Source organism: Streptomyces sp. NPDC048496 (assembly GCF_043200055.1).
Classification (GTDB): domain Bacteria; phylum Actinomycetota; class Actinomycetes; order Streptomycetales; family Streptomycetaceae; genus Streptomyces.
In genome coordinates, this window is the sequence record NZ_JBICXB010000052.1 from 25,770 (window position 1) to 38,007 (window position 12,238).

Here is a 12,238-nt window from a genome sequence, read left to right on the forward strand (position 1 = left end):
CGACCGGTCCCCGCTGTGGGAGGATCGGCCGTACGTTCGTCCTACATGCAGCGCCGCACACACGGCGTTCATGCAGACGGATCCGTACACATAACGTCGCACCCACGAGGAGCGTGCCCATGACCGCCCATCCGATTTCCGAGACCATTGCCTCGCTGATGCCCCGTGCCAAGGCGGAGCTGGCCGAGCTGGTGGCCTTCCAGTCGGTGGCGGATCCCGCGCAGTTCCCGAAAAGCGAGTGCGAGGCGGCCGCAGCCTGGGTCGCCGACGCACTGCGCGCCGAGGACTTCCAGGACGTCGCCCTGCTCGACACTCCCGACGGCACCCAGTCGGTCTACGGCTTCCTGCCCGGCCCGGCCGGTGCCCCGACCGTGCTGCTCTACGCGCACTACGACGTGCAGCCGCCGCTCGACGAGTCGGCCTGGATCTCCCCGCCGTTCGAGCTGACGGAGCGCGAGGGCCGCTGGTTCGGCCGAGGCGCGGCCGACTGCAAGGGCGGCTTCATCATGCATCTCCTCGCCCTGCGTGCTCTCAAGGCGAACGGCGGCGTCCCGGTCTCCGTCAAGGTGATTGCCGAGGGTTCGGAGGAGCAGGGCACCGGCGGTCTGGAGCGGTACGCCGAGACGCACCCCGAGCTGCTGGCCGCCGACACCATCGTCATCGGCGACACCGGCAACTTCCGGGTCGGTCTGCCGACGGTCACCGCGACACTGCGCGGCATGACGATGCTGCGGGTCACCCTCGACACCCTCGAAGGGAACCTGCACTCCGGGCAGTTCGGCGGCGCCGCCCCCGACGCGCTGGCCGCAATGATCCAGCTGCTGGCGTCGCTGCGCGCCGAGGACGGCACCACAACCGTCGACGGGCTCACCACGGACGCCGAGTGGGACGGGCTGCAGTACCCGGAGTCCGGCTTCCGCAAGGACGCGAAGGTCCTCGACGGTGTCGAGCTGATCGGCACGGGTACCGTCGCCGACCGCCTCTGGGCCCGGCCCGCCGTCACCGTCATCGGAATCGACTGCCCGCCAGTCGTCGGCGCGACGCCGTCGCTGCAGGCGAGCGCGCGGGCGCAGATCAGTCTGCGGGTGCCGCCGGGCCAGGACGCGGCCGAGGCGACGACGCTGCTGACCGCCCATCTGAAGGCGCACGCCCCGTGGGGGGCGAGGGTCTCGGTGGAGCAGGTCGGCCAGGGCCAGGCGTTCCGCGCGGACACGTCCAGCCCGGCGTACACGTCGATGGCGCAGGCGATGGAGGCCGCTTACCCCGGCGAGAAGATGCAGACGTCCGGGATGGGCGGCTCGATCCCGCTCTGCAACACCCTCGCCGCGCTCTACCCGGAGGCGGAGATCCTGCTGATCGGCCTGAGCGAGCCGGAGGCGCAGATCCACGCGGTGAACGAGAGCGTGTCGCCCGAGGAGCTGGAGCGGCTGTCCGTCGCTGAGGCGCTGTTCCTGCAGAACTACGCGGAGTCCAAGAGCTCCTGACCTCGCATCACCTGTTCCGGGGCGGACGCACCTCTCGTATTCGGGGGACGGCCGCCCCCGAATACGGCTGTCCACACCCGGTCCGCAGGATTCCCCCGGGCGGGGTCCGTGCCGGATCGGGTGCGGTCGTCCACCGGCCCGTCCCCGGGCGCGCCCGCGCCCTCCGGCGCGGCGCAACCTCCGGTGCAAACCCGGCCGACGCGAACCCCGGCCCGCACGCACACAGCCCGCACGCACACGGCCCGCAGCTTCTCCCTGCTACGCGCTGAGCGAAGCTCACCCAGAACGTAGATCCCGTGCGGCGGACGGACGGGCGGAGCGCGCGTGGTCCACTCCCCCGGACACACACCCGGGTCAGTCGCCATCCATCTGCCGCACCATGACGTGCTGTTCACCGGCGACTGCGTGGCCGGGGTGGGCCAGGTGATGCTGGGTGTCTTCAACACGGCCCAGGCCGAGGCCCTGGCCTCGTTCCGGCGGCCGACGGCGCCGGCCCCGTCCACGGTCTGCTTCGGGCACGGTGATCCCCTCACCGTCGACGCCGCCGCCGTGCTGCGAGCGTCAGCCGACCGGGACTCCGGCCTCCAGGTTGAGCACGGTTGACCGCTCGCGGGCCCGCAGCGCCCAGCGGAGCCGCTCGTACCGGTGCGGCGGCAGCATCGTTGCGGCCTCCGCCTCGGTCACGAACCGCCAGCCGCGCAGTTCGGAACCGGGCAGCAACAGCCGTTCGGCGTCCTGCCAGTGCAGCAGCCCGCCGTCGAAGAGCAGCCTCAGCCCTCCGTACCCGGGCGGGTTCGGCGGCTCCCAGTCGACGACGAGCAGGCTGGGGATCCGGTCGAGCTGAATCCCTATCTCCTCGGCCACTTCCCGTATCCCGGCCTGTGCCGGTGCCTCGCCGGGTTCCACCACCCCGCCGGGAAACTCCCAGCCGGGCTTGTACGTGGGGTCGACGAGCAGGACCCGGTCGTGTTCGTCGAAGAGAAGCACCCCGGCGGCGAGGGTCTCCGCGGTCGGCGCGGGCGTCTGCACGATCTCGCACACGCCGGCAGCCCCGATGCGTACCGCGTCGGCGATGCGCTCGGCCGTCTCGTACGGGGTCAGCGTGCTGGTGTCGACGGTGTGCGCATCCGCGGTGATCCAGCCGAGCGCGGTCCGGTAGGGCTCGATGTGTTCGTACGCCCACTGCCGTACCCGCTCGCCGGCTTCCGGGTCGTCCGGTACGTCCTCACGGTCGGCGATCCGCTGCCGCAGGATCGTTTCCTCAGGTGAGAGCAGTACATGACGCACCGGAATGCGTCTGGAAGCGAGCCCTCCGAATATCTCGTCGCGGTACTCCTGTCGCAGCAGCGTCATCGGCACCACGAGCACCCCGGGCACCTCGGCGAGCAGGGCGGCAGCCGTGTCCACCACCAACCGTCGCCAGATCGGCAGGTCCTGATAGTCGGTCACCTCGGCAAGTCTCTTCTGGGGCAGCAGGTACCGCAGTCCCCCGCTGATCAGTTCGGGGTCGTAGAAGGTGCTGTTCGGGATCAGATCGATCAGTTCGCGCGCGGCGCTCGTTTTGCCCGCGCCAAACGCACCGTTGATCCAGACGATCACGGTTCCCCCTCTTCCGTAGCCCTCTGTGGCTTGCCCGCAACACCCTGCCGCGAAAACCCCGCTGTGGCGATGCTGTTGCACGAAAGCAAGTGCCGGACGCCCGTCGGCAGGCGTCCCACCGAACGAGTCAGCCGCCCGAGCGGCCGTAACGGGGACGGCGGGGCGTCGTTGGAGCCGACGAGGCAAGGGGTGCACGGTGCAGCGCACAGTATTGGAGCGGTTTCCCGCAGGAGGTCCACGAGGCAGCTGGCCTGCGGAGGAGTTCGCGGCTGCGCGCCGGGGCGAGGGTGTGGCGGCCGAGGTCGTGATGGACCTGGAGGAGGACGCGTTCCTGGTGGTCGTACCGCAGCAGGGTGCGGACCGGGGCCAGTGACCCCGCTCCGCACCCGCCGCCACGGGGCAGCCGGCCCACCGCCGGTACCCCCGGTCCTCGGGCACCACACATCCGGACCAGCCAGATGCGCGCCGACCGGCATCACGCGCCACCCTGGAACCATGGCGACTCCACCGATCATCGTTCACGCCCCCACACCGTCCGGCGCCAGGCTCGTGACCGTCCACATCAACGGCCGCGACGAAAGGCTCGGGCTGGCGCACAACGACCGCGACATCATTGTGTTTCTCGCCGACGCCGGAATGACGGACCCGGAGCGGGCCCTTGACACTCCCGCCCTGGTGGAATGGCAGGGCGCCGCAGCGCACCAGTACGAGGCCACCTGATTCAGGGGGTGTCTCCCTGCCAGTCCCACTTCAGTGAATCGTCCGCCCGCGGCCCGTACTCCGACCTGCCGCCCGGACCGTGCATGCCGATCTCGGTGATCAGTGCGGCCCCGTCGGCGAGTGCCCTCTCCGACCAGCCCGTCACGTCGAGGAGCAGCCCGTCGAGCGGGCCGCCGACCAGCTCGCGATAAGCATGCCCGGGCTGCGGGCCCGGATCAGGATCGTCGTGGTCGGCGCCGTACACCCGCCGTCGCATGATTTCGTCCATGCAGGCAGCATCGCAGCCGCCACTGACACTGCCCACGCCTCACGGCGGCGCCGCTCCGGACGCAGTTGGCCGGATCGCCTCCTGATGCCACGGTGGCCGGCTTCTGCAGCGCCACGCGTTCCCGCCGTACACGAAGGCGCGATCGGCGGGGCCTCGCCGGTGCTCCTGACGCCCACGGCTGCCCGGGCACGGATGGCCGGAAACGCTGGGAGCGGCACCCCTTGTACGAGCAGTGGCCCAGCGAAACTCCTCCTCGCAATGGCCGGTCCTGACTCGATCGGGTTGCCCAGCCCGGCGTCACCGGCGGTGACGTGCTGTCCGGTCTGCAGAGAGGGTGCCCGCGCAGGCACCGTGCCGCGGGCTCGAACCTGCCCTTGCAAGGACCAGGCTTCCGGGCAGCGCGCGGGCGGCCGGGGCCCGGGGCCGTACCGGTACCTCGGGAAACCGCTACCGCGCGAGGCAGGGCTGGGCTCTCCGTGTGGTCTCACCGTCTCTCAGCGAGCGGATCCCCACTGGCTTCAGCCGGGCCGAGGATCGGTACTGCCAGTGCCCGTTTGAGAACCCGCGCTCAGCGGCCGATACTCCTTGGCGTGCGGCGGCGTAGCCACTCCGAGAACTTCCGTCGCGGGGGCCGAGCGATGATGTCGCCTCCGCGGGACTGCCCGGCCAGTTGCACACGCAGGGTAATTGGAGTGTCCGGGCCGGATACAGGCCGGATCTTGATGTCGCCGCTGCCGCGCACCAGGTCGTCAGTGTCGACTTCGATCCCTGGCCTGGTCACCAGGATCAGGTTTCCCCCGACTCGCAGGTCGACATCGATGTGAAGGGTGTTGTGGGTGATCATCGCGTCGGTAAAGTCGAGCTTCGCGTCGCAGAACATCAGCCGGATTTCCATGCGGCGCGGAACCAGCCAGCGGCCGGTGCGTGTGACATCGCCGAAACGCTGGTCGATCCGGACCAGATCTCTGGCTTGTGGGGGCATTCCTTCCGAGGGCAGGTCGGCCGTCAGTCCAGCAAGGTCGCCGGTGGTGCGGGCGGACAACGCGGCGTCCAAGCGCTCGTCCAGCTCGGCCGCGGTGAGCCGACCGTCGCCTGCGGCAACCTGCAGGATCTCTACGACCTGGTCTCGGTCCCGGTCGGATGCCCGAAGTTCGGGCGTTGTGCCGTGCTCGGAAGAGTCACCAGCTGACCTGAGTTCACCCGTCATGCATGCATTCTGGTGGACGGCCCAGAGCCCCGCAACGTCGCTGATCGCAACTGCGCGAGAGGCTGTCGGCGTACCCGTGAACCGGGAACAGCCCGTTTCGAGCGGGAGTTCGGTGTCAGGCTTCGCGAGTCCCACCGCAGCTTTCTCACGGGTGTCGCCGACGGAGGCGCTGGACCGCACTACGGTGTTCTCGGACTCGCGGAGGAACTGGACGACGAGGACGCGGTGCACGACCCACGGGCGGCCGGCGTCGACGCTGATCTCGCCGTCGTCGCGGCCCGCCGTCAAACGCCGGCGTGATCAAGCTGGTTCAACGGCGGGCCCGCGGGTGAGGACATGCGAAGGATCAGTCCGCGATCTCTATGTCTACGAGGTTGATCTTCGTCGAGCGCTTGTTAGCGGTCACGACGACCAAACTTTGGCCGGGCATTCCCTTGGTCTTCTCAATGAGTTCGCGAAGGTCGTGGAGAGTGATCTCGTTGCCGGTCTTGGGTTTCAGCTGAACGCTCACGGGTGGCATGATCCCATCATTCCGCTCGCCAATTCCATTGTCATCAGGGCCTCATGCAAAACACGCGACCTCGCCGCGTCAGGGGATGTCGCGGCGGGGCCGGTCCATGCGGGATCAGTAGCCGAAGCCGTGAGCTCGTGCGGCAGCAAGCCAATCGGGATACCCGCCCATCAGCGGGTCGTCCAGGACCGTGTCCGACAGGGCTTTCGGGTCACGACCAACGGGGGAAGGCCCCGGCCTACCTGGTGTGACACGACTGCGCCCCCGCACCGGTCGATCCGGGCGGAGGGCGTTCCCGTCGATATCCAACCGGCGTTCAGCGCGATGCGGAGTGGGCCGGGGCGACTCCGGCCGTCACGACGGCTTTGGGGCGAAGTCGCGCGCCTTGATCTTTGCCATCCGTCCGTCGGGATGGTGCCAGACGACTCCCTCGCACCCGTCTGCTGCGGCCAGGGCCAGCACGGCGCTTCGGATGCCCTCGAACGTCAGCTCCGGCACAGCGACGTCCTGCGCATGGGCGTGCCCAATGAGGAGGTGGACGTTGCTGCGTTCCGGGTTTCCGTTGATCTTCGGGCCGATCAGTTCGTAGGTCCCAGTGGTCCTGGCGCTGGGCCCGTGGTTCTGAACCGCTTCTGCGTGGAACCTCGCGAATGACGACTGGCCGATCGGCTCCCAGCCGACGGTCTTGCCGGTTTCGTCGTCGGTGAAGATCACCACATAGTTCGGAGGCGGCGTCTTGCCGGGCTTCACCTCGCGCCGCGCCCACCACTTGCCGGCCTCGTCGAGCATCACGCATGTGCCGTCGTACTTGCGGGTTGCCTGTCCTTCCCCAGCGAGCACCCAGTCACAGCCGGGCGTCAACTCGGGGAGGACGTACGCGGGACGGTTGTCGAAGTCGCGGACGAACATGGTCGGGATCTTCTTCATGCCGGAAGTCTCTCGGTTGGCTTGTCGGCCCGCACGGGAATTTCGCTCACACGGCGATCCGTATCTCCGCGAGGGGCAGTTGTCATGCCTCGGTGCTCCCGACGCATCGGCCCGCCGGAGACCAACCAGACGCCCAGCTCGTCGCCGCCGGAGACGAAGACCAGGGCCGAGAGGAAGTCGTTGTACTTCCGGGTGAATTGAAACGTGCCGAGCGCGGCGAGGGCCGGGCGGCACAACGGCAGCGTGATCGGCCAGTACTGCGTCCAGACGCCCGCGCCGTCGACGACGGCGGCTTCCAGGATCTCGTGCGGCAGGGTGCGCATGAAGTCGGCGAGGACGAAGACGCAGAACCCGAGCTGGAAGCCGATCTGGACGACGACAGCCCAGTACGAGTCGTACATCGTCATCGAGTCGGACATCCAGCACGGCAGCGGGAAGCGGTTGAACACCACGTACAGCGAGGTCACGATCACCTGCTGGGGCAGCAGGTTCCCGGCCGTGAAGAGCATCAGCAGCACGATCCCGCCGTGCATCTTCAGCCAGGCCAGGGCGAAGGCCGCGAACGAGGCGAGGAAGAGGGTGACGAGCACCCCCGGGACGGTGATGATCACGGTGTTGACAAGTGCGCCATGACCACCCCCTCCGGGATGCAACCCAACACGGTCCAACGTGCGATTGGATCGCATCCGCAAGTCAGAGCGGGGTCAAGGGCTTTGACGAGATGTCGGACAACCCTTACCGCACCCTTTCCAACAGACTCCAACATGTCCTAACGTAATCGCGCGCCTCTGGCGTACGCATGATGTCGTCCAATCCGACACGAGTGTGAAGGAATGTTACGTTGCGTCATCTTCCAACCCGTACAACCCGAGCAAGCGGCAGAACGGTCATCGGAGCGCTGGCCGCCAGCCTGCTCTGCGCAGCGGGCGCAACCGCTCCCGCCGTACGTACGATCTGAAGCTCAGCGCCCAGTACCGGTCACCGACCGGGACGCGCGTGCAGACTTCGGTGCCGTTCCAGGCGCGTGTGGTGGTGGCGCCCCCGGCGGGCAGCAGCTATCTGAGCGATCTGCCGCAGATCTCCGCGTCCAACGGCTGGGGTCCGGTCGAGAAGGACACCAGCAACGGTGAGAGCGAGGCCGGCGACGGCAATCCGCTGACCATCGGCGGCACCGTCTTCGCCAAGGGACTCGGGGTACACGCGGACAGCGCCGTCGAGTTCTACGCGGGCGGTGCGTGCAGCGCCGTGACCGCCCAGGTCGGAGTCGACGACGAGACGGGCGCCAACGGCACGGTGGCGTTCGAGATCTGGGCGGACGGCACAAAGGTGGCGTCGACCGGGGTCCTGACCAACGCGATGGCCGCGCAGCCGATCACTGCGGATGTGAGCGGCGCGCAGGTGGTACGTCTGGTGGTCACCGACGGCGGGGACGGGATCGGCTACGACCACGCCGACTGGGCGGACCTGCGGATCGGGTGCTGAGTCCGGTACGGGCCTGGAGCCGCTTCCGGAACGGTTCCGGGCAGCGGCGCAGCCACCGGGCACGCCCGGTTTCCGGACCATCGTTCGACTGCCGGACGGGACGGGACGGGGCGCCGCGCACCGTCCGGCAGCCGGACCCTGTTCAGCCGCTCAGTACAGCCGCGGTCGCCGCCCCACCCGGCCTGACCGCAGAGGCGGCGGCCGCGGCGCCCACCAGGCCCGCGTCCGTACCCATCACCGCGGGTGCCACCGTGAGCCGTTGGACGAACGAAAGCGTGGCGTAGCTGCGCAGGGCGCGGCGCAGCGGAGCGAAGAGGATGTCGCCAGCACCGGCCACTCCCCCACCGATCACGGCGATGTCGATCTCGACCAGGGTGGCGGTGGCGGCGATTCCGGCGGCCAGCGCCTGCGCGGCGCGCTCGAAGGAGGCGACCGCCACCGGATGTCCGGCCCGCGCGGCGGTGGCCACGGCGGCGGCCGTGGCGTCGCCGTCCGGGCCGGGTTGCCAGCCGCCCTCCAGGGCGCGGCGGGCGATGTTCGGCCCGCTGGCGATCCGTTCCACACAGCCCCGCGAACCGCACGGACACGGGTCGCCGTCCAGATCCACACTGATGTGGCCGATGTGACCGGCGTTGCCGGTGGGACCCGGGTGCAGCTTGCCGCCGAGGACGAGGCCGCCGCCGACCCCTGTCGACACGACCATGCACAGCGCGTTGTCGTAACCGCGGGCCGCACCGAGCCAGTGCTCGGCCGCGGTCATCGCGGCCCCGTCGCCGACCAACTCCACGGGAAGCCCGCCGGCGGCCCTCCGTACCCGGTCCACCAGCGGGAAGTCGCGCCAGCCGGGAACGTTGACGGGGCTGACCGTCCCCGCCGAGGCATCCACCGGACCTGCGCTGCCGATGCCGACGGCGGTAACCCGGCCCCACAGCGGCGAGGCGGTCAGCTCGGCCAGCACGTCCGTCACCGCGCCCATCACCGTCTCGCCGCTCTCCCGGGCGGGCGTCGGCCGCTGCGCCCGCACGAGGAGCGTGCCGCTGCCGTCCACCAGTGCGCCGGCGATCTTGGTGCCGCCGATGTCGAGCGCGGCAACGAGGTCGGTATGCATCAGTGTGGGCTCCGGATGAGTGAGGAGGCGGGGACCTGCGGCTTCAGTGAATAGTCTGCATAGTCTGTATTCAGTTGACAACGTTGTCCAGGGCCTATGCTCGACGACACAGCCTCCGGCACCTCCGCAGCACCCGTCTGCGACCGGCCGGACAGCCCGCACCCGACGACAGGACAGCGCATCGTGGCAGAGACCGCCCGTCACTCCGAGTCCCGCTACGGCAATCGGCCGACCATGAAGGATGTGGCCGCCCGGGCCGGAGTGGGCCTCAAGACGGTCTCCCGCGTGGTCAACAGCGAGCCGGGGGTCACGCCGGACACCGAGCGCCGGGTCCAGGAGGCGATCGATGCGCTCGGCTTCCGCCGCAACGACAGCGCGCGTGTGCTCCGCAAGGGCCGTACCGCCTCCATCGGCCTGGTCCTGGAGGATCTCGCCGATCCGTTCTACGGGCCGCTGAGCCGCGCCGTCGAGGAGGTCGCCCGCGCGCACGGCGCCCTGCTCATCAACGGGTCGAGCGCCGAGGACCCGGAGCGCGAGCAGGAGCTCGTGCTCGCGCTGTGCGCCCGCCGGGTGGACGGGCTGATCGTGATTCCGGCCGGTGACGACCACCGCTACCTGGAGCCGGAGATAAAGGCGGGGATCGCCACCGTCTTCGTGGACCGCCCGGCGGGCCGGATCGACGCCGACATCGTCCTTTCCGACAGTTTCGGCGGCGCCCGGCAGGGTGTCGCCCATCTGATCGCGCACGGACACCGCAGGATCGGCTTCATCGGTGACCAGCCGCGTATCCACACGGCCACCGAGCGTCTGCGCGGGTATCACACCGCGATGACGGACGCCGGGATCACCGTCGAGGACTCCTGGATCTCCCTCGGCTCCACCGACCCGGCGCGGGTCAGGGCGGCCGCCGAGGCGATGCTCTCGGGCCCCGAACCGGTCACCGCGCTCTTCGCGGGCAACAACCGGGTGACGGTCACCGCGGTGCGCGTGCTGGCGGAGCGGGAGCGTCCGGTCGCCCTGGTCGGCTTCGACGACATTGAACTGGCCGACCTGCTGGGCATCACGGTCATCTCCCAGGACGCCGCGGCCGTGGGCCGGACGGCGGCCGAGCACCTCTTCCGCCGACTGGACGGCGCGGACGACGCCCCGGCCCGGGTGGAACTGCCGACGTCCCTCATCGCCCGCGGCTCGGGCGAACTGCCGCCCGCCTGAGCCGGTGCGTCGACGAACCGGCTCGATCAGCAACGCCGAACCGACCGTCCAGCCGGGCGCAGGGCACTTTCCGTGGCTCGACGATCCCGTCCGCTTCAGCGGGACCGTCGAGACCTTCCTGCGGGGCTGACGGTACGGGCCGGGGCCCGCAACCTACGGCGCCGTCACTGTCAGTCCTCCGCGCCGGGGCGAGGCGAACGCGTCGAGGTCCGCCCGCGTCAGCCCCGTCAGGCGAGCGACCTCGGCGGTGTCGAGTGCGCCGCAGTCGATGCCGCGCAGCAGGTATCCACTCAGGGCCTTGGCGGTGGCGGGCTCGTCCATGACGTCGCCGCCGGCCTTGGCGACATACGCGGCGAGTCGGGCGGCAGCCTGTTCCAGGCCCTCGCGATAGAAGGTGTAGACGGCCGCGTAACGGGTCGGCAGGTGGCCGGGGTGCATGTCCCAGCCCTGGTAGTAGGCACGGGCCAGCGCACGGCGGGTGAGCCCGTAGTGGAGCCGCCACGCCTCGTGGACCTGGTGGGTGGGGCCGACCGGGAGGACGTTGGTCGAGCCGTCGCAGACACGTACGCCGGTACCCGCGGCGGCCACCTGCATGACCGCCTTGGCGTGGTCGGCGGCGGGATGGTCGCTGGCCTGGTAAGCGGCGCTGACGCCGACGCAGGCGCTGTAGTCGAAGGTGCCGTAGTGCAGGCCGGTCGCGCGGCCCCCGGCGGCATCGATCATGCGGGCCACGGCCGCGGTGCCGTCGGCGGCGAGGATGGACTGGCTGGTCTCGATCTGGATCTCGAAGCCGAGCCGGCCCGACGGCAGGCCGTGGGCCTGCTCGAAGGCGTCGAGGAGCCGGACGAAGGCGGTGACCTGTTCGGGGTACGTCACCTTGGGAAGGGTGAGCACCAGGCCCTCGGGGAGCCCGCCCGCCTGCATCAGACCGGTGAGGAAAATGTCCGTGGTACGGATGCCCCGGTCGCGCACGGCGACCTCCATGCACTTCATCCGGATGCCCATGTACGGGGCCGCCGTGCCGTTCTCGTACGCCTCCGAGACCAGCCGCGCGGCGCGGGCGGCAGCCTCGTCCTCCTCGGCGTCGGGGCGGGGGCCGTAGCCGTCCTCGAAGTCGATCCGCAGGTCTTCGACGGGCTCGCGCTCCAGCTTGGCGCGGACCCGGTCGTGGACGGGCGCGGCGAGCTCCTCCGGGATGCCGAGGACGGCGGCGAACGAGGCCGCATCGGAGGCATGCTCGTCGAGGGCGCGGAGCGCCTGGTCGCCCCAGGAGCGGATGGTGTCTGCGGTAAAGGTGTCGCCGGGGACGTAGACCGTGTGGATGGGCTGGCGGGTGCCGGGGTCTCCCGGGTAGCGGCGGGCGAGCTCGGCGTCCACCGCGGTGAGGGAGGCACTGATCTCCTCGCTGACCGCACCGGCGAGGCTCGTTGCCACCTTCTCCTGCTGACCCATGTCCACACCCTCCACAGTGCCGCTGTTTCCGCTTCCCGGAATCAACAATCCGTATAGTGAAGTTATAAGGCCACCGGACCTGCGTCAATGGTGATCGGAAACGGTCCGGGGCCGCGCGGTGAGAACACCACGCGGCCCCGGACCATCGAGAAGGGATACAGCCCCCCGACAGGTCAGCCCTTGCGGGAGTTGACCTCTTCGGTGAGCTGGGGGACGACCTGGAAGAGGTCGCCGACGATGCCGTAGTCGACGAGGTCGAAGATCGGGG

Annotated in this window: 11 protein-coding genes and 3 pseudogenes; 6 read left to right on the plus strand and 8 right to left on the minus strand. The window is 69.8% G+C overall.

Annotation, left to right across the window (positions count from 1 at the left end):
- Nucleotides 1-119 precede the first annotated feature (119 nt).
- Nucleotides 120-1,484, plus strand: coding sequence for a dipeptidase (locus ACGFSA_RS30055; RefSeq protein ID WP_393309197.1), 1,365 nt, complete (start codon nt 120-122; stop codon nt 1,482-1,484).
- A gap of 312 nt (nt 1,485-1,796) precedes the next feature.
- Nucleotides 1,797-2,087 (plus strand): annotated as a pseudogene (locus ACGFSA_RS30060) (MBL fold metallo-hydrolase); the annotation flags it as partial.
- On the opposite strand, the gene ACGFSA_RS30065 reads toward ACGFSA_RS30060, so the two are convergent.
- Nucleotides 2,046-3,083 (minus strand): NUDIX domain-containing protein, encoded by a 1,038-nt coding sequence (locus tag ACGFSA_RS30065; protein ID WP_393309198.1) that lies wholly within the window; start codon nt 3,081-3,083, stop codon nt 2,046-2,048. The pseudogene ACGFSA_RS30060 and the gene ACGFSA_RS30065 sit on opposite strands and share 42 nt — an antisense overlap.
- Nucleotides 3,084-3,279: 196 nt before the next feature.
- Here ACGFSA_RS30065 and ACGFSA_RS30070 point away from each other — a divergent pair, with 196 nt between their 5' ends.
- Entirely contained in the window at nt 3,280-3,456 is a 177-nt protein-coding gene (locus ACGFSA_RS30070; RefSeq protein ID WP_393309199.1) for a hypothetical protein, read from the plus strand.
- Nucleotides 3,457-3,578: 122 nt separating this feature from the next.
- Complete coding sequence (locus ACGFSA_RS30075; protein WP_393309200.1) at nt 3,579-3,803, plus strand: hypothetical protein; 225 nt, start codon at nt 3,579-3,581, stop codon at nt 3,801-3,803.
- A 1-nt stretch (nt 3,804) separates the two neighbouring features.
- On the opposite strand, the gene ACGFSA_RS30080 is transcribed toward ACGFSA_RS30075, so the two are convergent.
- From ACGFSA_RS30080 to ACGFSA_RS30100, 5 genes and pseudogenes are all read right to left on the minus strand, one after another.
- Nucleotides 3,805-4,071 carry a hypothetical protein gene (locus ACGFSA_RS30080; protein ID WP_393309201.1) on the minus strand — a complete coding sequence of 89 codons (267 nt, stop codon included), beginning with the start codon at nt 4,069-4,071 and terminating at the stop codon, nt 3,805-3,807.
- A 568-nt stretch (nt 4,072-4,639) separates the two neighbouring features.
- Complete coding sequence (locus ACGFSA_RS30085; RefSeq protein WP_393309202.1) at nt 4,640-5,566, minus strand: DUF1707 domain-containing protein; 927 nt, start codon at nt 5,564-5,566, stop codon at nt 4,640-4,642.
- 58 nt (nt 5,567-5,624) lie between these two features.
- A complete protein-coding gene (locus ACGFSA_RS30090) occupies nt 5,625-5,789 on the minus strand; it encodes a hypothetical protein (protein WP_393309203.1) in 165 nt (54 codons plus the stop codon).
- 354 nt (nt 5,790-6,143) lie between these two features.
- Nucleotides 6,144-6,716: a DUF5565 family protein gene (locus ACGFSA_RS30095; protein WP_393309204.1), complete on the minus strand. Its 573-nt coding sequence runs from the start codon at nt 6,714-6,716 to the stop codon at nt 6,144-6,146.
- A gap of 128 nt (nt 6,717-6,844) precedes the next feature.
- Nucleotides 6,845-7,336: pseudogene (locus tag ACGFSA_RS30100) on the minus strand (ABC transporter permease subunit); the annotation flags it as partial.
- Nucleotides 7,337-7,661: 325 nt separating this feature from the next.
- Between ACGFSA_RS30100 and ACGFSA_RS30105 the strand changes: the two are divergent.
- Nucleotides 7,662-8,198 (plus strand): annotated as a pseudogene (locus ACGFSA_RS30105) (NPCBM/NEW2 domain-containing protein); the annotation flags it as partial.
- Between the two features lie 142 nt (nt 8,199-8,340).
- On the opposite strand, the gene ACGFSA_RS30110 reads toward ACGFSA_RS30105, so the two are convergent.
- A complete protein-coding gene (locus ACGFSA_RS30110) occupies nt 8,341-9,306 on the minus strand; it encodes an ROK family protein (protein WP_393309205.1) in 966 nt (321 codons plus the stop codon).
- Nucleotides 9,307-9,489: 183 nt separating this feature from the next.
- Between ACGFSA_RS30110 and ACGFSA_RS30115 the strand changes: the two genes are divergently transcribed.
- Nucleotides 9,490-10,518: a LacI family DNA-binding transcriptional regulator gene (locus ACGFSA_RS30115; protein ID WP_393309206.1), complete on the plus strand. Its 1,029-nt coding sequence runs from the start codon at nt 9,490-9,492 to the stop codon at nt 10,516-10,518.
- A 153-nt stretch (nt 10,519-10,671) separates the two neighbouring features.
- On the opposite strand, the gene ACGFSA_RS30120 is transcribed toward ACGFSA_RS30115, so the two are convergent.
- A complete protein-coding gene (locus ACGFSA_RS30120; RefSeq protein ID WP_393309207.1) occupies nt 10,672-11,970 on the minus strand; it encodes a DUF6986 family protein in 1,299 nt (432 codons plus the stop codon).
- Nucleotides 11,971-12,238 lie beyond the last annotated feature (268 nt).